General features: G+C 66.5%; 18 protein-coding genes. 8 read left to right on the top strand and 10 right to left on the bottom strand.

Annotated elements, in window-relative coordinates; translation table 11 throughout:
* Positions 1 to 9: 9 nt before the first annotated feature.
* Genes ACESNG_RS04775 through ACESNG_RS04750 form a run of 6 tightly spaced genes read right to left on the bottom strand, consistent with a single transcriptional unit; the run spans position 10 to position 8768 of the window.
* Positions 10 to 987, bottom strand: coding sequence for a GNAT family N-acetyltransferase (locus ACESNG_RS04775; RefSeq protein ID WP_373068022.1), 978 nt, complete (start codon positions 985 to 987; stop codon positions 10 to 12).
* Positions 984 to 3464 (bottom strand): AAA family ATPase, encoded by a 2481-nt coding sequence (locus ACESNG_RS04770; protein ID WP_373063922.1) that lies wholly within the window; start codon positions 3462 to 3464, stop codon positions 984 to 986. Before ACESNG_RS04770 ends, ACESNG_RS04775 begins: the two co-directional genes overlap by 4 nt.
* Before the next feature lie 3 nt (positions 3465 to 3467).
* Positions 3468 to 4664: an exonuclease SbcCD subunit D gene (locus ACESNG_RS04765; RefSeq protein ID WP_373063920.1), complete on the bottom strand. Its 1197-nt coding sequence runs from the start codon at positions 4662 to 4664 to the stop codon at positions 3468 to 3470.
* 57 nt (positions 4665 to 4721) lie between these two features.
* The gene (locus tag ACESNG_RS04760) at positions 4722 to 5714 is read right to left on the bottom strand and encodes a hypothetical protein (protein ID WP_373063918.1); all 993 of its coding nucleotides are present in this window, start codon (positions 5712 to 5714) and stop codon (positions 4722 to 4724) included.
* Positions 5711 to 7720: an ATP-binding protein gene (locus tag ACESNG_RS04755; RefSeq protein WP_373068020.1), complete on the bottom strand. Its 2010-nt coding sequence runs from the start codon at positions 7718 to 7720 to the stop codon at positions 5711 to 5713. The genes ACESNG_RS04760 and ACESNG_RS04755 overlap by 4 nt, the downstream gene beginning before the upstream one ends.
* Positions 7721 to 7739: 19 nt before the next feature.
* Positions 7740 to 8768, bottom strand: a complete 1029-nt coding sequence (locus tag ACESNG_RS04750) for a hypothetical protein (RefSeq protein ID WP_373063915.1) — start codon at positions 8766 to 8768, stop codon at positions 7740 to 7742.
* A gap of 120 nt (positions 8769 to 8888) precedes the next feature.
* Between ACESNG_RS04750 and ACESNG_RS04745 the strand changes: the two genes are divergently transcribed.
* A complete protein-coding gene (locus ACESNG_RS04745; RefSeq protein ID WP_373063913.1) occupies positions 8889 to 9872 on the top strand; it encodes a hypothetical protein in 984 nt (327 codons plus the stop codon).
* 14 nt (positions 9873 to 9886) lie between these two features.
* Here ACESNG_RS04745 and ACESNG_RS04740 read toward each other — a convergent pair whose 3' ends face one another.
* A complete protein-coding gene (locus ACESNG_RS04740) occupies positions 9887 to 10165 on the bottom strand; it encodes an Lrp/AsnC family transcriptional regulator (protein ID WP_373063911.1) in 279 nt (92 codons plus the stop codon).
* Positions 10166 to 10215: 50 nt separating this feature from the next.
* Entirely contained in the window at positions 10216 to 11409 is a 1194-nt protein-coding gene (locus tag ACESNG_RS04735; RefSeq protein WP_373063909.1) for a pyridoxal phosphate-dependent aminotransferase, read from the bottom strand.
* A gap of 276 nt (positions 11410 to 11685) precedes the next feature.
* Here ACESNG_RS04735 and ACESNG_RS04730 point away from each other — a divergent pair, with 276 nt between their 5' ends.
* On the top strand, positions 11686 to 13536 hold the full coding sequence (locus ACESNG_RS04730) for a DbpA RNA binding domain-containing protein (protein WP_373068018.1): 1851 nt from the start codon (positions 11686 to 11688) through the stop codon (positions 13534 to 13536).
* Between the two features lie 2 nt (positions 13537 to 13538).
* Positions 13539 to 14150 carry a thymidine kinase gene (locus tag ACESNG_RS04725; protein WP_373063905.1) on the top strand — a complete coding sequence of 204 codons (612 nt, stop codon included), beginning with the start codon at positions 13539 to 13541 and terminating at the stop codon, positions 14148 to 14150.
* Here ACESNG_RS04725 and ACESNG_RS04720 read toward each other — a convergent pair.
* A complete protein-coding gene (locus ACESNG_RS04720) occupies positions 14145 to 17288 on the bottom strand; it encodes a PAS domain S-box protein (protein ID WP_373068016.1) in 3144 nt (1047 codons plus the stop codon). The two genes, ACESNG_RS04725 and ACESNG_RS04720, sit on opposite strands and share 6 nt — an antisense overlap.
* 194 nt (positions 17289 to 17482) lie before the next feature.
* On the opposite strand from ACESNG_RS04720, the gene ACESNG_RS04715 reads away from it, so the two are divergent.
* The 3 genes from ACESNG_RS04715 to gcvH all read left to right on the top strand — a co-directional run bounded on the left by ACESNG_RS04715 (position 17483) and on the right by gcvH (position 19406).
* Positions 17483 to 18298, top strand: coding sequence for a helix-turn-helix domain-containing protein (locus ACESNG_RS04715; protein WP_373068014.1), 816 nt, complete (start codon positions 17483 to 17485; stop codon positions 18296 to 18298).
* A gap of 63 nt (positions 18299 to 18361) precedes the next feature.
* Positions 18362 to 18991, top strand: a complete 630-nt coding sequence (coaE, locus tag ACESNG_RS04710; RefSeq protein WP_373058970.1) for a dephospho-CoA kinase — start codon at positions 18362 to 18364, stop codon at positions 18989 to 18991.
* A gap of 28 nt (positions 18992 to 19019) precedes the next feature.
* Positions 19020 to 19406: a glycine cleavage system protein GcvH gene (gene gcvH / locus ACESNG_RS04705; protein WP_373058972.1), complete on the top strand. Its 387-nt coding sequence runs from the start codon at positions 19020 to 19022 to the stop codon at positions 19404 to 19406.
* Between the two features lie 661 nt (positions 19407 to 20067).
* Here gcvH and gcvP read toward each other — a convergent pair.
* Positions 20068 to 22965, bottom strand: a complete 2898-nt coding sequence (gcvP, locus tag ACESNG_RS04700; protein ID WP_373068012.1) for an aminomethyl-transferring glycine dehydrogenase — start codon at positions 22963 to 22965, stop codon at positions 20068 to 20070.
* A gap of 173 nt (positions 22966 to 23138) precedes the next feature.
* Here gcvP and ACESNG_RS04695 point away from each other — a divergent pair, with 173 nt between their 5' ends.
* Together ACESNG_RS04695 and ACESNG_RS04690 are read left to right on the top strand one after the other, a co-directional pair.
* Positions 23139 to 23921 (top strand): biotin/lipoate A/B protein ligase family protein, encoded by a 783-nt coding sequence (locus ACESNG_RS04695; protein WP_373068010.1) that lies wholly within the window; start codon positions 23139 to 23141, stop codon positions 23919 to 23921.
* Between the two features lie 76 nt (positions 23922 to 23997).
* Positions 23998 to 25259: peptide ABC transporter substrate-binding protein (locus ACESNG_RS04690; protein WP_373068008.1), on the top strand; the 1262-nt coding region annotated here is incomplete at its 3' end.

Here is a 25259-nt window from a genome sequence, read left to right as displayed (position 1 = left end):
CGAGCCGCTCTAAATCTCCCAATTCGAGAGGATCATCCCCTCGACGGGGGGGATTTCGGTCCATCCGTACGCGCTCATCCGCAAGTCCGTCCAGCGCACCCGTGCGCCCAGCGCGATCAGTGTACGATACGCGTCCGGATAGTCGCCTTGCAGTCGAATCGCGACGCGTCGGGTACCCGTGCGGCGCGCCAGATCGGCCAGGCTGCCCAGCAGCTGCGGCAAGCTGCTACGACGGGCCAGCACGAGCTTGAGCACCCGTAGTTCGTCCCGTGTCCGGCCCTCGACCAACGGCGCGGTATGACAGACGGCGAAACCGATGGGGGCGTCCGGCGGCCCCACCAGAATCGTATCACCCAGCGTGAGGCGGTCGGTAAGCTCGAGTTCGCGCGTGAAGTCATACCCTGGCATCACCCGCGTCGTGAGTTCGCGACACGCGCTGATCGCGGCGTCCTTTTCGAGGAACGACAACCGCGACAACAGCTGCGGCTCGCGTTCAGCCAGTGCCGCGTCGAGTGTGAGCGTGACGGTGAGATGTCCGGGAACAAAGCCGAGATTCGAGTAAAACCCGATATTGTCCATGGTGCGCGGCATCGTTTCGAGACCGATCACTTTCACGGACTGCTGGCGCAGCCAGCGCATGCCGCTCTGCACGATGATCTTGCCGAGTCCGGCGCCTTGGCTGTCGGGGCGAACACACAGCGGTCCCATCCAGCCCTCGGTGCCGGAGTGATGCACCATGTTGAATGCGGCAATACGCCCGCGTTCGTCGCGCCAGCAAAGGGCACCGTCGCCGGCATCCTCGATGGCGTAGCGCCAGATCGACGGATTGAGCGGCGGCACCCGAACGCCCGTCATGCCATCCTTTCGATAGCGCTCGGTAAACGCCTCGGCGAACACGTCGTTCAACTGCGGAATGTCTTCGACCGTGGCGACGATCGGCCCTTCCAGCGGACGGGCGCTGCGCGAGGTGCGCGGTGATACGGTCATGTCTCCGCCAGCGAAAGGGCGTCACCGTTGGCGGCCTGTGCGTACGCGTCCTGGTCCGACGGATCGGTATTGATCGCACGGGCGCCGACGCGCACGACGCTGCACCCGCGTGCATCGTCGTACTCGACCATGAGGACGCGATCCAAACCCTCCTGGACTTGCTCGATGTGCGTGATCACGATGACCTGCTCGAATCGGCCGTGAAGGTTGCGGAGAAGATCGACCACGTTTGCTCGGCGACCTTCGTCGAGTGACCCGAATACTTCGTCGAGAATCAGCAAGGAGAATGCCTGTCCTGCCCGTTCAGCGATCATCTGTGAAATCGCCAGTCTCAGGACAAGGTTACACAAGTCCTCCTCGCCGCCGGATATAACGGGTTTCGGGATCTCGTCTTCCATGATCAGGACGCGATAATCCTCGTCGAACTCGAGTTCGCGATAACGTCCATCTGTGAGCTCACCCAGAAACTTGCTGGCAATGGTGGCCAGTTCGGGACGCAGCTGGAAGTTGAGATCGGTCCGGAGGTCCGTGAGCGCACGGTCGAGCTCATCGTGTAGTTGCTTGTCCCTCTCGAGCGCGTCGAGCGTTTCCTGTAAACGCGCGAGGTCACGACGTCCCTGCTCGGCGCTGTCGAGTGCGGCACGGGCGCGTTCCGCTTCACCGGCAGCGCTGACCGCATCGAGTTCGGCACGGCGTGCTTCGGCCGACGCGCGTTCATGCGCATCACGGACCCGCTGGTACGACGTGTCGTCCATTCCCAGCGCGGTGCGTTGACGCTCGAGCTCGACCACCTTCGTGCGTGCCGCGTCGCGTACGGCCGTGACACGCACACGCTCGGTGCGCGTCACATCTTCGCGCTCCACGAGACCGCCCACGCGGGCCGCTTTCGTTTCGAGCTCCTGCAATCGCACCACCTCGTCGCGCAGCGCGCGGTGTCGCTGCGCATCATAGCCCAGTGGCAATACGGCCAGCTGCTCGGTGGCCTCCGTGAGTCGCGCGGCGAGGCCCTTGCGTAAATCAGCGACCTTCAATGCCTCGCCCAGCGCATCCTGAATGCGCTGCAACCGTCGTTCTGCGGCCGACAGCTCCGTCTGCATGGTCCGACGCTGCTCGTCCAGCGCTTCGATCGCCGCCGGCAACGCGGCTAATTGCTCGACGCGCTGACGGTAGTAGTTGCCGTCGATACGGACTGTCTCGATCTGCTCATTGAGCAGCTCGAGCACACCACGATACGACCCACCGAGCGGCCGTCCGCAGGTCGGGCACGGTGACTCTTCGCCCAAGCCCTCGAGCGTGTCGCGCTGCTCCGAGAGCTCGGTGTACTGCCGCCGGAGTCCGTCCAGCCGCGTCTCTGCCTCCTGACCGTCCTTGGCCCACGCCGTGCGCTCGCCGTCGAGCGTGCGCTCCACGTCGGGAAGTGTGCCGCGCAGCGTCGCGATCTGCATCTGCGCTTCGCGCTCCAGAGCGGGCGCCGATTCCAATCGCGCCGCGCGCTCGGCATGCTTGGCATCTTCCTCGGCCACCGTGCGCACCCGTTCCATTAGCGCCTGCCGTCGCGCGTCGGCCTCGGCAAGCTGCTCGAGCGATTCCCGTTCCGCGCGCAGCGATGGCAGCGGCAGAATAGCGTGCCGTAACGGCGCGAGTTCACCGTGCGCGATGGCCACCGCATCGAGTTCGCGGTCGAGGCGCTCCACTTCGCGGGCGAATCCCATGGCCTCGCTCTCGGCCACGCGCAACTCGGCCAGCAGCTGCTGCATCTGGTCACGCTGGGCCTGCGCATCGAGCCACTGCGGCGCCACGGCGCTCAGACGGTCGGCGGTATTGACGCGCGCGACCTCGGCCTCGGTTGCACGCGTCCGCGCCACCGCGAGCCGCGCCTCGGCATCAGCCACACCACGCCATATGGCGTCGGCGTCGGGCATGCCCTGTTTGAGCCCGTTGATTTCCGCCATCAGGGCACGACGACGCTCGCGCGCGATCTCCTGCGCCCCGCTGATCCGGTCATAGCCCAACACGCGCGACAGGAAGCGCGCCCGCTCGGCCGGACCGAGCGCAGCCATGACATCCAGTTCTTTCTGACCCGTGAAGTAGGTGTGAAAGAACTCCGAGCGCGTCATGCCGAGACGCCGTTGAAGGAACTCGGTAGCTCCTGAAATCGTGCTCGCCACCGGCGCATCGCCGCCGTCGAGAAACACCTCGGCGTTGGTGAGTCCACGGACCACGCGATAGCGGTGGCTGGCAAGCTCGAACTCCAACTCCACTTTCACGGAGGCGCGAGGCACCGCGCGCGAGAAGCGAATGGAATCCCGTGTGCCACGCGCCGCGGGGGTCCCGTACAGCGACCACGCAATCGCTTCGAGCAGGGTGGACTTGCCCGAACCATTGGGGCCGATGATACCCGTGAGGCCTCGCTCGAACTCGATACGCGTATCGGCGTGCTGCCGGAAGTTCTGCAGACGGAGAGAAATCAATCGCAACTGTCAGCTCTCCAGCACGGGGAGGGCGGCCATTGCCGCGTCTTCCGCCTGCTGCAGATAGCGCAGGCCGAGCGACACCAGCGCCTCGCGATCGACGCCAGGTGGCAAGGGACGCTCGTTGAGGCGCTCGGCCACCAGTTCCGGTAACGTGGCCCGACGGCCGGGCGCGCCTTCGCCCTTGCCGCGACGCGCCAATACCTCCGGTCGTCGCGTATCCAGGTGAAAGTGCATGGCGCGCTTGCGATACTCGCGCAACGATTCATGATGGAGCTCGCGCACGATATGGCGCGCGATGTTGCGCACCGTCACGCGCACGACGCGACCGTCGATTCCGCCGATCGCGCTGTCCACGCGCGCGCGCAAGGCGCTGTCGACTTCGACCGCGCCCATGCCACTGGCGTCGATCGGTTCGAGGTCCAGCAACGGACGCGATGGCGCCACCGGATGGAAGCGATGCGCGCCAGTACCCAGGTCGTGCTCGACGAATCCCTTCCCAGGCACGGATCGCTCACGTTGCTCCTTCAGTTCTCCCCAGGGATTCGAACTGGTGTAGTCGATGGAGCCGCTGTAAAAAACGCGATCCGCCAACTTCCGGTACACATGGTAGTGGCCCAGCGCGACGTAGCTCCACTTGTCGGCATGAAGTTCTGTCAGCGGTATTTCGATAGCTGCCCGCTCCGGCGAGGCTACTTGCGATGCGAGCATTCCTTCGATCTCGCCGTGCATCAACAAGACGTTGTGAGCGAATCCGTCCGGTGGCGTCATCAGCGGGCGGTCAACGCCCGGTGCATCCGGCACCGCCATGACGCAAAGGGAGAGCTCGGGAAACTCGAACAACTCGGGCTTGTCGTCGGCGACCTTGATGCCGATCTCCCTGAACAGCCGAAGTATGCACCCGGAATCCAAGGTGCGGGGCGCGTCATGATTTCCCGCAACCATGACGATCTTCGTGTTCGGGAGCGCCTCGAGCAGTCGTTGGAATAGGCGATACGCATGGAGAATCGCGCCGTTCGATGGGCGAACCGTGTGGAACACGTCACCGCCGACAACGATCAGATCGGGCGCGCACTCGATGATCTGGGCGACCGCACGCGACACGGTCGCGGCGACATCAGCTTCGCGCTGATTGATTCCGGTCGGCGTGAGCCGTTGATACTGGCGGAATCCGAGATGGAGATCGCTGAGGTGGACCAGGCGCATGCTGCAAGGTACAGAACGACCCTGTCCGCTCAAAGGTCGAGACTACGCCCACGCCGGTCAGCGGATGCGAATGCGTTGCACGATGCGCAGGTCGAGCAACATCGGCTGAGCCGCCTCGGCGGGGCCGGGCGTGACTTCGGACTGCACGTCGATGACGGTACGGGCATCGACGATCCAGGCACGCAGGCGGTCGAGGACCATCGTGCCGCGCACGGTGCCGGCGGTGATTACCCGCGTACCGACGGGCAGCTCACGTGCGGCACCGTCCCGTCGCAGTTCACCGTCCATGGAGATCCAGGCGTTCCGTCCACGCTGCGTGAGGGAATCCAGGCGGAACCGCGTGCGCACCACGCCGTCGGCGCGATAGCCGCTGAGCGGAAGCGAGGGGAGCATGATGTCGCGCACCCAGCGTTCGCCCACGCGCACCGCATTGTCAGGCAACAGCGCCGGCATCGAGGCCAGAGTGGCCCCGAGTTCCATCGCCCCTGGCGGCGGATCGCTCACCCGCATGGCACCGTCGGGGGTCACGCGCACGCGCACCTGCCGACCGTCGGCGGGAAGTGGCAGCATTTCGAGCCGTCCCTGTTCGGCAGCGGGGCCGGCCCACATGGCCATCGAATCCGTCGTGGCCAGCAGGGTCGTGGATGACAGGTCGCTCGCCTCGACCAGCGAGTGCGCGTACATGACGAGTTTGGTGACATGCAGCGAGGCCCGCGCCCGACGCGGACCATACTCCGGCGACTTCGATGCCGGTGGCGTGCTTCCGCCGGCGCGACGCCCATCGATTCCGGCCCCCGAGCCGACCGGTGGCACCGATGATTCCGTGCGGCGTCCACTCATCTCGATGGTCTGCTCCATCTGCAAGCGTAGCGTATCACCGACGCGCGGCCGCACGATGAGCGTCATGCCGTCGGGGCCGGCGCGCAGGGATTGGGCGGACAGCTGGGGCGCGCCGGCGAGCATCTGCAGCAGCATGAGCGTGCAGGTGCCGGTCAGCACGCGGCACACGTGGGCGATCTGCCAGCCGCGGACCCCGCTCGCGGATGTCATCCGCCGTATTCGTCGGGTGAGAACGAACGCAGTGCGCGCGGACGCGGCGCCACGGCCTCGACGTCGCTGGCGGTCGGGCGCGCACGTCGCGCCAGTTCACGCGTGAAGGCGCGCTTCACGTCGTCCGGTCGCGTGCGCACCACCGCGTTGCGCGCGGCGAGCACGACCTGTTCGTCGTACAACAGGATGGTTTGCTGCACGAAGCCGAGCTCGATGGTGTCATCGAGTCGACGCAACTCGCGTGTGACGGCCTGCGCCAGCGACGGCTCCGGCGCCTGCGGGAACCGTTCCACGCCCTCGCGACCGGACATCACCGACGGCCGCGGAAAGCGAACGAACACCGGCTGCGTGAAATGCGGATGACGCACCATCAGCTGTCCTTTGTCGAGCGTGGCCATACGCGCTTTGATCGCGGGGCTCAACACCTGATAGCCGGGTGATGCCAGCTCGTCGCCGTCCATGCGCCCGTACAGTGCCGTGCCCGCGTTACCGGTCACGCGACGATGCACCTGCGAGCGGAATTGCTGTGCGCCGAAGAGCACGAGTCCGAGGTAACGGCCGCGTTCGGCGATATCGAGCAGCATTTTGCGGACATAGGTATCGGGACCATCGTGAGGCGCATACTTGTTCAACTCATCGACGAAGACGATGACGTGATCGACGCCGAGTTCCCGTCGCTCGAGTTGTTCGCGCAGCCGGGACACCACTCGCGCGAAGACGAGATCCTGCGCGTCTTCCTCCACGTTGGCGACATCGATCACGTACACCGCGCGATCCACAAAGCTCCCGAAAGGTAGATCCGAGACGGCGCCGTCGTCGGTCACGAGGCCCGCGCATCGTGTGGACAGGTTGGACAGCCGATTCCGGACTTTGCGCACCGTCGCCGCATGATGTGTGCGCCACGTGTCGCCGTTGGAATCTTCGAGCTTGCGCAATACGTCACGGAACCACGCATCGAGATCGGCGAATGACTGCACGTTGTGTGTGCGCGTGAAGCCGGGCTCCTCGAAATCCTTGCCGACGACGCGTTCCCGGATGAAATCGATGAGCGCGTCGGCTTTCGCATCGATGTCATCCTTGTTCAGCAGCACCTCGGCAAACTGCAGCACTTCGCCGAGGCCCCACGTGAGCGGCGACACACTATCGGCGAGCGCGGGATGCGAGCGCAGCGTGTTCAGCGCGAAGCCGCGTGCGGTGAACGGTGCGAAGTAGCGCACGTCCTGAAACGGCGTCGGTGGCACACCGAGCATGTCGTACATCTCGAGATCGGCCGGCTCGAGTTTTCCCGGCTGATCGAGAAAGCACAGGTCCGGCCCCTTCACGTTGAAGCAGACCGCCGCCACCGTGCCGCGATGGGCGGGAAAGTGCGCGAAGATCGACTGCAACAGCCACTCGATCGCACTGGTCTTCGTGGCGAGTCCCGAGACACCGGAGATATTCAAGTGCGCCGCTTCCGGCCCCACGAGAAAGTCGGCGTCGAGGAAGATCGGCGAACGCATGCCACCGGCGCGATACACGCCCACTGGAATGCCCGTGGCCGATTCGCCGGTGATATACCCGTCCATGCGCAGCGCCACCGCGACGTCGGCATCGTCGGCGAGGTAGACCGCGCCGAGCGGTACGGGCTGAAGCGGCTCCTCAGGGATGTGTCGCAACACCGACGCGGTGTACAGCCGGATCTCGGTGCGATCGGTGTGCGCCAGCGGGCCCTGATGCGGCCGACCGTCGTGCCCGAGGACATCATGCAACGGCGACTGCAGGTCGCTGTAGCTGAAGCCCTCCACCACCACGCCGTACACGCGCGGAATCACGGCCTTCACCGGCGTGTTCCCCTCGACGCGCACGATCGTGCCGATACCGATCGGGGCGTCGATCGCCGTCCAGAAATGAAACTCGTGCGGCGTGTTCGGCTTCTTCTCCGTCGCGACGACACGACCGAGTGGCAGCGACACGTCAGCGGATGCCGCGTCGAACGCGGCACGGGGAACAGCGGAAGGCGAAGTCACAGCGTCACGACGAAGAAGGTCAGATTCCGACCAGCGCATCGAGATACATCTCGCAGGCATGAATACCGTACGTGAGAGTATCCCAACGCGGATCGGGGAGCGAAAGCGGGGCCCGTTCGGCCAGAATGCCGGCGGAGATACGATCACAGTGCGCGGAGAGCCGGGCGCGCGCGTGCTCGGTGATGTGCTCCAGGTCGAGCACGTCGGCCGGCGGGGATACTTCCACGCGCACCAGACCGTGCAACGGATCACCGCCAAACGCGCTGCGAAGGCGCAAATACCAACTCACCACCGAGCGGCGCGGACGATGCCCGAGAAGGAAGGCCGGGGATCGCTCCGCCTCCGCGAGCGCAAGCACCGATTCTACATGGTCCACCGTGCCATACAGCGTGGTATGTGACTTCACCACGCCGAATGCCGTGGCGTGTTCGTTCACCGCCAGATTACCGGCGATACCGCCGTCGATCCAGAGCCACCGCGATTCACGGCGACACCAGTCGGCCGCGAGTCGACGTTCGAGTCCTTCCCGCTCGAGTGACACCAGATCGAGCGCCCGGGCGCGGAGCGCAAACGGATGCACCGGGATCGCGTCGTCGGTCAGGTCGGCGGTGATATCCACCAACGGGACCCCGCTGTCCTCCAGTTGGTTCCACGCCGCCTCGCCGAGCTTTCCGCGCGACACGTAGAGCGCCCGACGGACACTCGGCTCGCGCCAGGTTTCGAGCCGGCGCGCCACGCGCTCACGGACGGCGGCCGCGACCGACGCGTAGATCAGCGGCGAACCGGAGAGGTAGCCCACGACGCGGCTGCGCTGAACGCCGTCCAGGAACGCGACGACCAGCGGTTCCAGGGATACCGAAACCTGGCGCGCTCCCGGCGTCTCCAGCAACGCGCACGGCGCGACTGCGGGCGGATCGCTGCGCATGGCGATCCGCTCGAGCGTGGGGCCGCTGCCGACCGCCACCAGCGCGCCGTCACCGAACAACGCGCGGAGCGAACGGAGGGCTCCACGGAGCGAGGCATCGGCGGGAGGGCGTTCGTCGGTCACGAAGGGCACGCTAGCGGGACGGGTGCTCGCAGACAATCAGCTCGGTCATCAGACCGACAATCAGACCTTTCGTGGACATGAGTGGTGGACTTCGGCCCGCCGGTCCACGAAACTCACGGTGTGAGACTCTTCCGACCTTCTGCCATCGCCAACCCGCGACTCCGCGGCGTGGCCCTCCGTGCCCTACCTCTGACGCTCGCGCTGCTCGGCGCGGCCTGCGACACCACCGCGCGGGTCAAGAACGCGCTCAGGGCCGACCAGGGGGATCCGGTCTGGCAGGGCGACAGCACGCTGCTGGCCACCCATCCGGAAGTGCTGTTCCGCGTCACGCGCGACAGCGCCGGACCGCGCATCGTTCCCTTGGCCACGATGGGACCGCAGGGATTCCGGCTGCTCACCTTGAGCGATCGCGGCTGGCGGTCGTTCGATCTCGAGTACTTGTTCGCCGGGAAATCGCTCACGCCGTATCGTGGCGGGCGGGCCCTGGCACCCGTCACCTCGACGCGCGGCATGTGGGAGGGCGCGCCGCTCGACACCATCCGCGGCTGCTCGATCATTCTGCCCGGCGCGTTGGCGTCACTCCCCGATGGTGTCGAGCTGTTCACCAGCGGCAGGCGGCCGCCACTCAAGTCGGTGTCCCCGCTGTCGGCAGGCGAATTGCAAACAGCGATCGAGGCGATTGCCACCCTGATCGCGCCGGCGGCTGGAATCTCGATGTCGATGTTGCCGCGCTATCGGCGAGAGGTGTACGTCGCCGAGACCGGCAACGGTCCGCGGCCCACGGTCGTCGTGGTGTACGACGACCCCGAAGTGGCGCCCGATAGCGTGCGCCAGATTGGCGCACGTCCCCGGCATTTCGTGGTCGTGCTGGACAAGGGTGTGTACGGCTACAAGCCGACGTTCACGTACTCCACGCTGGGCAACAAGCTGTCACCACCGCGCTATCGCTACCTCGACCACATCGATGTGGACGACGACGGCAAGTCGGAGCTGTTCTTCGGCCTCAGCATCAAAGGGGCGCCCCTGTACACGATCGTGCTGCGCTACGAGGTGGACGCTTGGCACGAAATGCTGCGCAACGAACGGCAGCGCTGCCATGCGTGAATGCTCGGGATCGACTACTCGACCCCGATGTCCCATGCCTGTTCGAGATCGTGGCGGCTGTACGCACGGAAGGCCGTGAGTGTTTGTGTGCGAACAATGCCGGGCACTTTGGCGAATTCCTCGGTGACCACAGTCGCGATGCGCTCGAGATCGGGAACGCGCACAATGGCCACGAGATCCCACGCGCCCGACACCGAGTACACCTCGCTCACGCCCTGAATGCCGGCCAGCGCGGTCGCACAGGCGGGGATAGTCTTCGGATCGGCCTGCACCAACACGATGGTCGTGATCATGATCGCCTCGGGAACGTGAGAGAGTCGCGGTTGCCCGCTCGGGGCCTTACTCAGGCGCCGGTGAGGCAGCGGGCGATGCGCGTCACGCCCTCGACGGCCACCGACTCCGTCGTGGCGTAGCTCGCGCGAATCCAGTCGGGGGTGAGGAACGCACTGCCCGGCACCACCGCCACCTTGTGCTCCTCGAGCACGGCCGCCGCGAACGCCGCGCCGGCATCGGCGGCGCCACGGAAGCCGGCCACGTTGATATACACGTAGAACGCACCGGCCGGATGGACATAACGCACCGTCGGGAACGCGGCGAGCGCCGCCACCACCGCATCGCGGCGCTGACGGAATTCCTTGACCATGTGATCGACGGCCTCGTCGGCCTCATCGTGACGCGCCAGCGCGGCGAGTGCGGCGTGCTGCGACACGGCCGCCGGGTTCGACGTGGTGTGCGACTGAAAGGCCGTCATCGCCTTCGAGACGGCCACCGGGGCGATCGCCCAGCCGATACGCCAGCCCGTCATGGCGTATGCCTTCGCGACGCCGTTGATCACGATCAGATTCTCGCGCGTCCTTGCGACTTCAAGCGCCGACTGCGCGCCGCCCTCGTACGCGATGCGTAGATAGATCTCGTCAGCGAGTACCCACCAGCCTTGGTCGGCCGCGAGATCGAGGATCGCCGTGAGTTCGCCACGGGTGTACACCGCACCAGTGGGATTACTGGGCGAATTCAGCATCAACCCCTTGGTGCGCGGCGTGGCGGCGGCAAGCAGCTGAACGGCCGTCACCTTGAGGTCGTTGGCTTCGTCGCCGAAGACGGGCACGGACACGGCGCGTGCCAGCTCCACCATCTCGTAGTAGCTGGTCCATGCCGGCGACGGAATCAGCACCTCGTCGCCCGGGCCGAAGCAGCACACGCAGGCGTTGTAGAGCGACTGCTTGGAACCGTTCGACACCACGACCTCGGCAGCGGTGATCGGCGCCCCGTGCGCGAGTAGCCGGTTGGCGTCGGCCGCGATGGCTTCGCGGAGCGGCAGAATGCCTTCGGTGGCCGTGTATCGGGTCGCGCCCGCTTCGATGGCGACCGTAGCCGCGTGACGGATGAACGCCGGCGTATCGAAATCGGGCTCACCGGCGCCCAGGTCGATGATCTCCTGACCGGCAGCCTTGAGCGCCCGGGCCTTGGCGGCCACCGCCAGCGTCGCGGATTCCTTGAGTCGGGCGATGTTGGCGGACGGCTGGAAGACCAGAGACATGATCGAGGCGCGGAGCGAAGGTGAATGCCAAGGGAAAACTCGTCGCCCCCCTGCAGATCGGGGCCGAAACCGGCTACCGTTCAAGGCCGGGCGCTTGGCAGGCCCGGGGGGGGTCCGTCGCAGGGCGGCGGGCGACCACAGACGGGATGCGTAGCAGCATGCAGTGAACACGCAGCAATTAAGCGCGCCCACCAGAGGCGCGCTACGCGCTGTGTGCTACGCGGGTCCGCAGTACTGGTACGCGGTGCGCCATAGGGGCGCGACAATCACTGGCCGTTGGGCGGCCAGGCTGACCGACAATCGATGGGGTGGGGCGTGGGCGAGCAAGAACGGGAAGAGACGTCGCCAGGGGCGACGCGCAGCCAGCACGTGGTGCTGCAGGGACCCGCAGATCTGCGGATGATGACCGCCGCCATGCGTCCGGGGATCGAACGCAGCCGACGGATGCAGGGCGTGGCCGCGCCGGCCTGCCTGGTGATCACCCCGACCGTCGAACAGGCGCTCAGCGCCGCCGAACAGGCGCGTCTGCTGCTGGCTGACGACAGCTTGCGAGTCGTGCCGGTCACGTCCGCGACGCGCGCCCGTCGCGTCCTCGCCGCCGGACCGGTGGCCGTGGTCACCGGCACCGCCGCCGACCTCCTCGCGCTCCGCAAGGAAGCCGCTATCGACTTGCAGAAACTGCAAGTGCTCGTCGTGTTCAGCCTCGACGAAATCCTTGCCGACAAGATGGGTGACACCCTGCAGGCCCTGCTCGGCGATTCGCCGGAAGACATGATGCGGGTCGGCACGATCGACAGCGCGTCGGAAGAGATCGAGGCATTCCTCGAAGCGCAGATGCGTCGCGCCCGTCGCCTCACGCCGATCCTGGCCGGTGACGCTCCGCTCGCGATGACACCGAGCTTCGTGATCACGTCGGCCTCGGGCCGCGCCGATGCGCTTCGCTCGATTCTCGATGAGGTCGATCCGCCGTCGGTCGTGGTCGTCGCCACCACCGACGCGGGACAGCGCGAGGCACTCGCCGCCATGACGCGTATCGGGATGGCGATCGATGGACTGAACGTGCAGGTCGTGCGTCAAGCTACGTCGCAGCACGTCGCGCTCGTGGTGCTCTGGGAGTCACCGGTGTCGTATGAAGCGCTCGGCGAAGCGCTCGCGGCGCGCCCGGTGGACGCCGTCGCCCTCCTGCTGGCCGACGAACTCGCCGCCTTCCGTCGCATGACGGCCGGTCTGGCGGAAGCGTGGACGCCGGCCGTACGCAAGGCCAACGCCGAGAGCCGCGTGCAGGCGCTGCGCGCCGCACTGCGCACCACGCTCGCCAATTCAGGTGGCACGTCAGCCAGCGAAATGGCGCTGCTCGCGCCGATGCTGGAAACGCACGACTCACTGGAGATTGCCGCGGCCGCGCTGCGTTTGTACGAGGGCGCGCGTCGCGAGCTGGTCACGGCGCGAACCAAGGCCATCACCGCCGGTCCCGTGCGCACACCAGTGGCCGCTGGCCACAAGCCGGAGGCGCCGGTTGTCGATGGCAAGCAGCGCGTGTTCCTGGCCGCCGGCAAGCGTGATGGCGTGCGCGTCGGTGATATCGTCGGTGCCGTGGCCAACGAAGCGGGCATTCCGGGCGACCGCATCGGACAAGTCGAGTTGTTCGAGTCGCATGCGATCGTCGAGCTCAGCGCGGACGACGCCGCCAAGGTCGTGCAGGCTCTGGGTTCGGTGTCGCTGCGTGGCCGTCGTCTCAGCGCCCGCATCGACGAGCGCAGCGGTGACGCGCCGCGTGGTGGCGATCGCGGTGGCGACCGTGGATCGCGTGGTCCGCGCACCGAGCGCACGTTTGGCCCGCCACGTCGCGATACCGGCGACCGTCCGCCCCGTGGCTCCGATCGTGGCGATCGGCCGGCCCGCCCGTCGTTCGGTGGTGACCGCGGCCCGCGACCGGAAGGTCGTGATAGTCCGCCGCCTGGTGGTAACGACCGTCCCCCGCGCGCCGACGACGAGCGCCGTGCCTTCGGCGATCGTCCGGTGCATGAGCGCGCGGAAGGTCGGGCCGAATGGTCGGAGCGCGGCGCACGCATGCAGAATGCGAGTCGGAAGCCGCGTCCGAACACCGAAGAGAGCAGCGAGAGCTGATCATGAGCGGCAGCTTCCAAGTGTCCGGTGGGTGGATGGAAGTCGTCGCTGGCTCGATGTTCAGCGGGAAGACTGAAGAGCTGTTGCGGCGCGTGCGGCGGGCGACCATCGCCCGCAAGCGCGTGCAAGTCTTCAAATCACACCTCGACGACCGGTACGCCGGTCTCTGGAATGTCTCCAGCCATGACCGGCGTACCTTCGAGGCGATTCCGGTCGACTCCTCGTCGCAGATTCTGCTGCGTCTCGATCCGATGGCGCAGGTGATCGCCATCGACGAGGCGCAGTTCCTCGACGCCGGGATCGTGCAGATGGCCTCGAGTCTGGCCGATCGTGGCCGGCGGGTCATTCTCGCCGGTATCGACAGCGATTTTCGTGGTGAACCGTTCGGTCCGATGCCGCAGCTCATGGCGGTGGCGGAAATGGTCGACAAGCTGCACGCGATCTGCGTGCTGTGCGGGTCACCGGCCAGTCGCAATCAGCGACTGATCGGCGGCAAACCGGCGCCGTACGACTCGCCCACGATCATGGTTGGTGCGGCCGATTCCTACGAAGCACGGTGCCGCGCCTGTCACATCGTGCCGCGTCCGACGGAAGGACAGCAGCAACTGCTATAACGCGCGAGCGAGGGCCAGCGTCATGGCGTCGGCGAGCTGACCACTGGTGAATGGCTTGTTCACAAAGGGCACACGTCGTGCATCGATCGTTGCGCGTGCCCCCGGATCTACGCTGTAGCCGCTCACGGCGACCATCGGCATCGTCGGATACCGGGCGGCGACGGCCTCGATCAGTTCGAGGCCGTCCATCTCGGGCATCGTCAGATCAGTGATCATGAGCGAGACGTCGGCGGCGTGTGCCGCCAGCACGTCCAGAGCGTACCGCGCCGAGGGCGCCACCACGACGACGTGGCCCATCTTCTCCAGCATGCGCCGACCGAGATCGAGCAGCATCGGATCATCGTCGACGAGCAGAATGCTGTGCACCGCCGGCACCGCGATCGCCGGCACCGCGATCGCCGGCACCGCGATCGTCGTCGCCGCGATCATCGTCGCCGCGATCATCGTCGCCGCGATCGTCGTCGCCGCGATCGTCGTCGCCGCCGGGAAGAACAGGCGGAGCGTGGTTCCCTCACCGGCCACGGACTCGCACTCGATGAACCCGCGGCTCTGGTGCACGAGGCCGTGGACCGACGCGAGCCCCATCCCCTTGCCGGCGCCGAACGCCTGCGTCGAGAAGAACGGTTCAAAGAGCCGCGCCTTGAGGTCGTCGCGCATGCCGGCGCCGGTATCGGCAACCACGAGGACGGCGAAGGGACGCGGCGCCTCGGCGGCCGGCGCCTGCGGATGCCGCATCATCACGATGGCGGCCGCCAGCGACAGCGTGCCGCCGTGCCCGTTGGCGATCATCGCGGCACTCGCATTATCCACCAGCGCGCGGAGCGCGTCGAGCAGGCGGGACCGATCGACCACGGCGGTGACGGGTGCTTCGCCGAGTTCGAGTCGCACCGCGATCGACAGCGCAACTGCATCGCGGATGACGGGTACCTGACCGCGCAACAGCTGGTTGAGCTCGACCGATTCCGCACGCAGCATCTGACGACGTCCCACGGCGAGCAGTCGGCGCGTGAGCTCTTCAGCGCGCTCCGTGGCGCGCTCGATCGCATCGAGATCTTCGGCACAGGGCGACGTCGGACCGACGCTCGCGCGCAAGAACGCCGCGCTGCCGCGAATGACCGCGAGCAGATTGTTGAAGTCGTGGGCGATGCCGCCAGCGAGTTGACCGACCGCTTCGAGCTTCTGCGCCTGCCGCAGTCGCTCTTCGGAGCTGCGAGCCTCAGTCACGTCGGTGAACACCGCTACGGAGGCATACGGTCGCTGTTCGCCGGAGCGAATCAGCGGATCGGCGGTCACGTTCAACCAGCGGAACGTCCCATCCCCGCGCTGCACGCCCATCAGCACGCGCTCCTGGCTTTCGCCGGTCTGGAGCGCGACAAGGGCGGGATGGGTGTCCGGAGGCCACGGCGTGCCGTCTTCGTGCACCGCGCTCCATTCGCGATCGACCGGATTGAGCCCCAGCAACTGCGCGCCCGACAGCCCGAGAATGCGTTCGGCGCTCGGGTTACAGGCGCGAATAGTACCGGTTTCGTCGTGCAGCACGACGCCTTCCTGCATCCCCGCGATGACGGCGCGAAAGCGCGCTTCCGATTCGCGGAGCTGTCGTTCGGCGCGCACGCGATCGGTGGTGTCCTGAATGATGATGTGCAGCACGCGACGCCCGGCGATCGCGATCATGCCGATGAACGCCTCGACCTGACGCCGCTCGCCGTTGGCGACGCGATGCTCGCGCTGCACACGGAGTCCGGTGCCGGTCGCGATCGCCGACGTGGCCTCACGCCAGTGATCGAGGGCCACCGCTTCGAGGTCCGTGACATACATCGCGCGCATGGTGTCGCGCGGCCAGCCGTAAAACGTCACGGCCGCCGGATTTACATCGACGATGCGCGCGGTCTCGATATCGGCGAGCAACTGCACCGCGCCGTTGTTCTCGAAGAGCTCACGATGTCGCGCCTCACTTTCCTCGAGTGCCAGCCGTTCGATGTGTCGCGGCGTGATATCGCGCGAGGCGATCGCCACGGCGTCGCCGGACACGGGCACGAGCTGACGCTGTAACCAGCGCTGCGGCTGCTCTGACGTGGGCGCATGCTGCGTGATCTCCAGCGCTTCGCCGGTGATGAGGACCGAGCAGCACTGCTCCCACAGCTGCCAGTCACGGCTGTTCGGGAACATCTCCATCAGCGAATGGCCAAGCAGTTCCTCGCGGCTCCGCTTCACCATGTCGGCCGCTCGCGCGTTTACGTCCAGGATCTGAAAGCGCTCGATGGTGCCGTCGGGGGCACGGTGCGCGTGGACGATGACGAATGCATCAAGGCCGGCCTCGATCACGCCGCGCAGTCGATGTTCCGATTCGCGCAGCGCCTTCGAGACGGCCGCTTGGTCGGTGACGTTGCGGGCAAGGCCCAGCAAATGGGTGGCGATCCCGTCGGCGTCGCGAATGGCCCTGAGGCGCGTTTCGAGGACCAGGCTCCGCCCGTCGTGGGTCATGACCTCGCGATACGCGATGAACGCGCGCGCGGCGAGGGCTTCCTCGCACCGCGACACCATCATCGCCGCTTCCGCCGGCGGGAAGACGTCCTGCGGCAGATGCCCCACGAACTGCGCCGCGTCCATCCCCGTCGCGACGACGTATGTCGCATTCACCGCCTCGCACCGATAGACCCCCGGCGATTCGATACGGAGGATGAAGGCCATCTCGTGCATGTGCTCCGTGAGCATGCGCAGGTGCGCCTCACGTTGCGCCACCTCGCGCGCCGATTGCACACGCGCCGTCACGTCGCGCAGCTGTACCGTCCGGAAGGACAGCGGATGGGTGCCGGTGCCGGCCGCCGTCCCTGCGGTCAGCAGGGCTTCCCACACCCGCTCGCTGGCGCCGTCCCCGACGGACAAATCGAACGACGGCCCGCCGGGGGTCAGAAGCCCGCGCTCGATCCACTCCGACAGTGTGCCGCCGCCGATGTGCTTCGCGCACTGGGGAAGCAGTAGTCCCCGAAGCGCCTCGAGCGGAAATCCGAGTAGCGTACCGGCGGCCTGATTCGCATCGAGGATCCGGCCCTGCGCGTCGGTCACGAGCAGGACATCGTCCAGCGCCATGAGGGCCGTAAGGAGCAGTGCGGAGGGCACGAGAGGGTCGGAGGACACGGAGCGGACGCGGTCGATGGAGCCCGTCACGAGCGTCGTTGCCAGTGACTACCGCAGGAAATGTGCATGCGAGTCAGATCGACCGTTAGAGTGCCTCCGGCCGATCTGCTGAACGATAGTGACGATTGCCCGGCTCGCCGCGTCTTTTGGCTGATGTCAATGTCAAGCCCCTTCTTCCCCGAACGGATCGTCGCATGGGCGTAATCGCGACGCTCCTCGCACACGAGCCCCGGCTCGCACGGCTACGTACTGCCGCGCGAGACCGCTATCGGTTCGTGCCTTGCGAGGACTGGACGTCTCTCACCCGCGCTTGCGAGCGTGGGCCAATCAACGTGGTGGTCTTCGATCTGTATGTCGACGGCCGCGCGGATTTCGAGCGGGTGCGCCAGCTGCGCGTTCGTGTGCCTCGCGCAGCCCTTGTGGCGTACGTGGACATGACGCGTGAGCGAGCCAAGGATATGTTCGACGCCGGTCGTTGCGGCATCGATGTACTCGTGGTTGCCGAAGAAACGGATACGCCGCAGATGCTCGCGGCGCTTCTGGATCAGGCGGAAGCACGCAGCGTCTCGAGTCTGCTCAAGCCACATCTCGCCGGATTGCGTAGCGTAGTGCGTGACGCCGTGATGCTGTCGGTAACCCGGGCGCACGAGCGCCTGACGCCGGACAGTCTCGCGCGTCTCATCGCGGTCTCGCGTCGCCTGCTCTCGAAGCGATTGGAAGGGGCGGAGTTGCCGCCACCACACCAGCTGCTCACGTGGGGGCGCCTGATCGTTGCCGCCAGCATGCTCGAAGACGGGTCGCGCAGCGCCGACGGCGTGGCCAGTGCCCTCGACTTCCCGTCGGGCAGCGCGTTCCGCAATACCTGCCAGCGGTACCTCGGCTGCACTCCGCATCAGATCCGGTTGCGGGGCGGATCGAGCTGGGTGATTCAGGAGTTGCTCGTGAACCGCGAGAAGCGGCGTGAGATCTCGGAATCGGAAGACGACCTGCACGGCAGCGCGGCCGCGTAACGTGATCGCATCGAAGGGCTCCGGAGACTCCGGAGCCCTTTCGCGTTGGTGGTAAGTTTCCGCATGCTCAAACTCGCGCTTACCGGCAACATCGCCAGCGGCAAGAGCACCGTGACGGCGCTGCTGGCCGCCCACGGGGCGACGATAATAGATGCCGACCTGTTGGCCCGCGAAGCCGTGTTGCCGGGAACGGTGGCCCTCGCCACCATCGTCGAACGCTTTGGCCCGTCGGTTCTGCAAGCCGATGGCACCCTCGACCGGCCGGCGCTGCGCCAGCACGTGTTTCGGGATCCGGTGGCGCGCGATGCCCTCAATGCCATCGTGCACCCGGCCGTGAGCCGGCTCCGCGACGCGCGGCTAGCCGACGCCAGACAGCGCGGCGACGCCGTAGTGATTTCCGACATCCCCCTGCTCTTCGAAGTCGGGCTCGAGCATGCCTTCGACGGCGTGATTCTGGTCGATGCGCTCGAACCGGAGCGGCTCGAGCGGCTCACGCACGACCGTGGATTATCGCGCGACGAAGCGCAGGCCATGATCGATGCGCAGTGGCCGTCAGCGAAAAAAAGGACGGGCGCTACCTGGATCATCGACAACGATGGGCCGCGCGAGCAGCTTCCGGTACGCGTCGCCGAGCTCTGGCAGACGATTCAGGCGCTTCCCCTCCGCGGCGCAAGTGCGGATACTTCACTCTGATCGTTCCTTTTCCCCATCTGGAGTCCTCGTGTCGAACATCCCCACCGATCTGCGCTACACCAAGGAGCACGAATACATCCGCCCCACCGACGACGACGCGATCGTCGCCATCGGGATCACGGATTTCGCGCAGGGTGAGTTGGGCGACATCGTGTATGTCGAACTGCCGAAGGTCGGCGCCACGTATGGCTCGCACGACGTGTTCGGCACCGTGGAAGCGGTGAAGGCCGTGTCGGAACTGTTTATGCCGGTGGCCGGCGAAGTGGTCGAGACGAACAGTCGCCTCGACGGCGAGCCGGCGTTGATCAACACGGATCCGTACGGCGACGGCTGGATGATCAAGGTGCGCGTCGCGGCCGGCGGTGACACGGGACTGCTGTCGGCCGCCGAGTACACGAGCGTGGTCGGCGAGTAGCGTTTTTCTTGGCAGTTTCGTGGTACGTGGGGCCTCGGACGGTTGTCCGGGGCCCTGTTTTTTGCGGCTGGGCTCGGTGTGTGCGACCGCCCCGGTCGGCGCATGGATCCCGGTCGCGGCTTTTCTGTGGCGGCGGGCATGGGAACGCCGCGCGAGGTTCGCGCGCCCGCCACAGAGAGCCGCTCGCGGGACCCACGCCCCTCGCAGGGCTCGCGGAAGTACGACGCTCCGGGCGCGGTTCACCGAGGTCACGAACGCCATCTCCGCCTCCCCGTTCCACTCCCCAGCCCGAGACGAGTCCCCACTCGCCCGTAATCCGCGCGTGCCCCTCCCCAGTCACCACGCGACGTGGTCACACCGGAGGATGGAATCCCATCGCGGTCTTTGCGGCAATCACACCGTTGTCGGAAGCGCGCACCGGGCTCCCCAGCCCCCGCGCCGATACCAGCGGCGGCCGGGACGGGCGTCCACTGAGCGGCTCTCTGTGGCGGCCGCACCGATGCCGCGCGGCGCGCCAACGCCCGCCGCCACAGAAAAGCCGCGAAGAGGATGACCCGCGCCCGGCCGCCGCGGCTCGCCGCACGATAGCCCAAAGCCCATAGCACAAACGGCGTGAATGCCGAAGCACGCACGCCGTTCGCACCAACTCACCACAACGACCTTACGACGTCGCGTACGACTCGATCGGCGGACACGAGCAGACCAGGTTGCGATCCCCGAACGCGCTTTCAACACGGCCGACGTACGGCCAGAACTTCCGCTCGCGCGTGAACGGCGTGGGATACGCCGCCTGCTGACGCGTGTACGGGCGATCCCACTCGTCGCTCGTGACATGCGCGGCCGTGTGCGGCGCGCGCTTGAGCACGTTGTTCTCGCGATCCACTTCACCGCGCTCGACGGCCGCGATCTCCTCGCGAATGCCGATCATCGCCTCGATGAATCGGTCGAGCTCCGCCTTCGACTCGCTCTCCGTGGGCTCCACCATCAGCGTACCGGCCACCGGGAACGACAGCGTCGGCGCATGGAAACCATAGTCCATCAAACGCTTCGCGATGTCTTCCGCTTCCACACCCGACGCGCTCTTCACACCGCGCGTGTCGAGAATGCACTCGTGCGCGACCAGACCATTCTGCCCGCGATAGAGCACCGGGTAGTGTGCCTCGAGCTGCTTCGCCACGTAGTTCGCATTCAGGATCGCGACCTTGGTCGCGGTGGCGAGTCCTTCGCCGCCCATGAGCTTGATGTACACGTACGAGATCGGCAGGATGCTCGCGCTGCCCCACGGCGCCGCCGAGATCGGACCGATCGCCTGCGTCCCTCCGGTGGCAATCACCGGATGTGTGGGGAGAAACGGCACCAGCTGCGACGCTACGCCGATCGGGCCCATGCCCGGCCCACCGCCGCCGTGCGGAATACAGAACGTCTTGTGCAGGTTCAAGTGGCACACGTCGGCTCCGAGATCGCCCGGACGCGACACACCCACCATCGCATTCATGTTGGCGCCGTCCATGTACACTTGGCCGCCATGCGCATGGATGAGCGACGTGATCTCCTTGATCCTCGCTTCGAACACGCCGTGCGTGCTCGGATACGTCACCATCAGCGCCCCGAGATCGGCGGTGTGCTGCTCCGCCTTCGCACGCAGATCATCCACATCGATGTTGCCATCGGTGTCCGTCTTCACCACGATCACCGAGAAACCCGCCATCACGGCGCTGGCCGGATTCGTGCCGTGCGCCGACTGCGGAATGAGACACACCGTACGGTGTGCATCGCCGCGCGACTGGTGGTAGGCGCGAATGACCAGCAATCCGGCGTACTCACCCTGAGAGCCCGCGTTCGGTTGCAGCGACACACCGGCGAAACCGGTCACTTCAGCCAGATCGCGTTCGAGTTCGTCGAACAGCTGGGCGTAGCCCTGCGCCTGCTCGACGGGCGCGAAGGGATGCAGCTGGCCGAACTCGGGCCACGTGACCGGGATCATCTCGACCGTGGCGTTCAGCTTCATCGTGCAGGAACCGAGCGGGATCATGCCGTGCACAAGCGAAAAGTCGCGAGCCTGCAACGCGTACATGTAGCGCAGCATATCCGTCTCGCTGCGATAACGATGGAACGTGGGATGCGTGAGGAACGGCGAGACGCGACGGAATCGCTCGTCGTAGCGCGTGTCCACACCGGCGCTCACATCGGCATAGGAGAAGTCGACAGCCGCGTTGTTGTTGAACACCGTCCAGAGATCGGCGACATCGCGCTCCGTCGTCGTTTCGTCGAGCGCCACCGTCATCGCGCCCGGCTCGAGCACGCGCAGATTCATACGATGGGCGGCCGCGGCCGCGAGAATGTCTTCCTGACCATGCGCGCCCACTTCCACGCGTACCGTGTCGAAGAAATGCTCGTGCGTGATCGCGAAGCCGAGCTTCTCGAAGCCCGCCGCCAATGTGGCCGCATGCCCGTGCACGCGCTCGGCGATCTTCACGAGACCTTCCGGTCCGTGGTACACGGCGTACATCGCCGCCATCACCGACAACAGCACCTGCGCCGTGCAGACGTTGCTGGTGGCTTTCTCGCGACGGATGTGCTGCTCGCGCGTCTGCAACGCCATGCGCATCGCGGGCTTACCTTCCGTATCACGCGACAGGCCGATGATACGACCCGGGAGGAGACGCTTGAACTCGTCGCGCGTGGCAAAGAACGCGGCATGCGGACCGCCGTAGCCCATCGGCACGCCGAAGCGCTGCGTGTTGCCGACGACGATGTCGGCGCCCCACTCGCCCGGCGGTGCCAGCAGGCACAACGCGAGGAGATCGCTGGCCACCGTGACCAGCGCGCCGGCGGTGTGCGCCGCTTCGCACAGGCCGCGATAGTCGACCACGGCGCCATCGGTGCCGGGATACTGCACCAGCGCGCCGAACACCTTGTCGCTGAAGGCGAAGGTCCGCGGATCACCCACCTGCACCACGATACCCCGCGCCGCCGCCCGCGCCTGCACCACCGCGATCGTCTGCGGATGACAGTCGCTGCCGATCAGGAACACGTTGCGCGTGGCACCACCGCGCGAGCCGAAGCAGAGTGCCATCGCTTCCGCCGCCGCCGTGCCCTCGTCCAACATCGAGGCGTTGGCGATCTCGAGTCCGGTGAGGTCGATCACCATCGTCTGATAATTCAACAGCGCTTCGAGTCGTCCCTGCGCGATCTCGGCCTGATACGGCGTGTAGGCCGTGTACCACGCCGGATTCTCCATCACGTTGCGCAGAATCACGTTCGGCGTGTGCGTGCCGTAGTACCCCATACCGATGAACGAGCGGTACACCGTGTTCCGCGACGCGATCGTCCTGAGCGCGCCGAGCACTTCGGCTTCGCTGCGCGCCGGACCGGTGTTGAGGGTGCCGCGGAAACGGATGCTTTCCGGAACGACGGCGTCGATGAAGGTCTCGAGGGAGTCGTAGCCGAGCGCGGCAAGCATCGTCTGCTGTTCGGCTGCACTCGGACCGAGATGGCGCGGAATGAACGAATCGACCGCGACTGGCGCGGACGAGATGGTGCGCGTGCTCATGACCATCCTCAAACGGGCCAAGCCCGTGCAAGCGTCGTGAAATCGTTGGGGCCACTGCGGCGCGTTTCGCCCGTGACATTGTAAATTTAACTAAAGTGTGGATTTCCCGAGTCGTTCCCCCGATCGCTGCGGCGGCACCGCAGTCCAGACCGCCCTCCGACGGCGCGTCGGCTTTCGCGTTGCCCCCGCATTGGGCGTTTCTACGCTCGCCCGCCGCCGACGGCGTCACGAACATGGCTATCGACACCGCGCTGCTGGAACTGGCGGAAACCGCGCAGCGCGCCGTGTGGCGATGCTATGCGTGGGAGGCGCCGACCATCTCGTTCGGCCGGAACGAACGGACGGTGGGCCGCTTCTCACCGTCGCGGCTGCGCGAGGCGGGTCTTCGCGCGGTGCGTCGCCCCACCGGCGGGCGGGCGTTGCTGCATGCGCGTGAGGTCACGTACAGTGTGGCCATGCCGCTCGACGAACAGCACTCGTGGCGCGTGGCATACGCCGCCGTGAACGTCGTCCTGCTACGCGCGTTGCAGTCGCTGGGCGTGCCGGCGCAGCTGGTCGCGGACACGGAGGCACCGGCGATCGCGCCCGATGGGCCACTCTGCTTCGATCGACCGGCAGCCGGCGAGATCATGGTGAGCGGCCGGAAGCTCGTGGGAAGCGCGGTCTGGCGTCAGGGTGGTGCGTACCTGCAGCACGGCAGCATTCTGCTGGCCGACGATCAGGCGATGCTGGCCGCAGCCGCTGACGTCCCAATGCCATCACCGCCGCCTGCGGCTTCGCTGGAGGACTGTGCGCCGTCGCAGGGCCACTGGGCGGTGGTCGTGAATGCCCTGGCCGTCTCGCTCGCGGCGTCGACCCCGGAGGGCTCTATCGCCACTTTCGTTCCCTCCTCCGACTTTTCGATGCGGGTGGCCTCCCATCACGCCGCGCTCGATCATGACGACTGGCTCTGGCGCCGATAGTGAGCGTCCGGCATCCTACGCTCGTGTAATTGCCTCAAAGATCCACCGATCTGTCTTTCACGGACTACCGCCTTTTATGCGCCTCTCGCAACCCCGTTGGCCGGCCAGTGTGCTCTGCTGCACGATCGCGTTCGCCCTCGTGGCCTGCGCCGGCAGCGAGCGCGCGGCCGACGCCGGGGAGACCGGCGGCACGTTGATTGTGACCGTGCCGGCCGAACCGAACACGCTCTTCCCGCCGCTCGGCTCGGGGACACAGGGCGCGGCGATCATCGGCGTACTTTTCGATCGACTCGCCGAGATCGGCGACGGTCTCGAGACCTACGGAGACCGCGGTTTTCAACCGCGACTGGCCACGTCGTGGACCTGGGCGAACGACTCGCTGTCCATTGCGTTTGCGCTCGATTCGCTGTCCCGTTGGCACGACGGTCAACCCGTGACCGCCGAGGACGTGCGCTATACGTTCCGCGTCTACACGAGCGACTCGCTGGTGGTCGACAATAAATCACTACTCGGCAACATCGATTCGGTCTCGGTCCGTGACCCGCGCACCGCCGTGTTCTGGTTCAAACGGCGCATGCCACGGCAGTTCTACGACGCCACGTACCACATGTATGTGCTGCCGTCGCATCTGCTCGACACCATTTCCATGACCAAGCTCGAGAGCGCGCCATTCGGCCGCCGTCCTGTTGGTACGGGACGCTTCCGATTCGTGCGCTGGGAGCCCGGTCAGCGCATCGAGATCATCGCCGATACGGCGAACTCACGCGGACGGGCGCTGCTCGATCGGGTGATTTGGAGCATCGCGCCCGACTTCGGATCGTCGACGGTCAAACTCTTTGCCGGCGAAGCGGACTTCCTCGAACAGCTACGCCCCGAGAATCTGGCGCAGGTCGCGCGCACCCCGTCGCTGCGCCTGATCGACAACCGCACGCTGAGCTACGGCTTCCTGGGGTTCAATCTCCGCGACCGCAAGAACCCGTCGCGCCCCAACGCCATCTTCGGCGATCCACGCGTTCGACGCGCCCTGCACATGGCCGTCGATCGCGAGCGACTGGTGCGCAACGTTTTTGATTCGCTGGGCATGGTCGCGCTGGCGCCGGCGCCGCGCGCACTGATCCCCGATACGGCGGCCTTCAAGCAGCTTCCGTACGATGTCGCCACCGCGAACGTGTTGCTCGATTCCGCGGGTTGGCGCGACAGCGACCGCGACGGCGTGCGCGATCGCGACGGCGTGCCACTCGCGTTCGACATCCTCATTCCCAGTAGCAGCACGTCACGGCAGCGCTATGCGGTCCTGCTGCAGGAGCAGTATCGGGTGATCGGCGTGAAGGCGACGCC

Origin of the sequence: Gemmatimonas sp. (assembly GCF_041689975.1) — a bacterium.
Taxonomy (GTDB): Bacteria; Gemmatimonadota; Gemmatimonadetes; order Gemmatimonadales; family Gemmatimonadaceae; genus Gemmatimonas.
This window is presented reverse-complemented; position numbering and strand designations above follow the sequence as displayed.

What these genes read in the sequence shown, in the direction of transcription:
- ACESNG_RS04775 (WP_373068022.1), bottom strand. Translation starts at nt 987, where the DNA reads ATGACCGTATCACCGCGCACCTCGCGCAGCGCCCGTCCGCTGGAAGGG.
- ACESNG_RS04765 (WP_373063920.1), bottom strand. Translation starts at nt 4,664, where the DNA reads ATGCGCCTGGTCCACCTCAGCGATCTCCATCTCGGATTCCGCCAGTAT.
- ACESNG_RS04760 (WP_373063918.1), bottom strand. Translation starts at nt 5,714, where the DNA reads ATGACATCCGCGAGCGGGGTCCGCGGCTGGCAGATCGCCCACGTGTGC.
- ACESNG_RS04740 (WP_373063911.1), bottom strand. Translation starts at nt 10,165, where the DNA reads ATGATCACGACCATCGTGTTGGTGCAGGCCGATCCGAAGACTATCCCC.
- ACESNG_RS04735 (WP_373063909.1), bottom strand. Translation starts at nt 11,409, where the DNA reads ATGTCTCTGGTCTTCCAGCCGTCCGCCAACATCGCCCGACTCAAGGAA.
- ACESNG_RS04725 (WP_373063905.1), top strand. Translation starts at nt 13,539, where the DNA reads ATGAGCGGCAGCTTCCAAGTGTCCGGTGGGTGGATGGAAGTCGTCGCT.
- ACESNG_RS04715 (WP_373068014.1), top strand. Translation starts at nt 17,483, where the DNA reads ATGGGCGTAATCGCGACGCTCCTCGCACACGAGCCCCGGCTCGCACGG.
- coaE (WP_373058970.1), top strand. Translation starts at nt 18,362, where the DNA reads ATGCTCAAACTCGCGCTTACCGGCAACATCGCCAGCGGCAAGAGCACC.
- gcvP (WP_373068012.1), bottom strand. Translation starts at nt 22,965, where the DNA reads ATGGTCATGAGCACGCGCACCATCTCGTCCGCGCCAGTCGCGGTCGAT.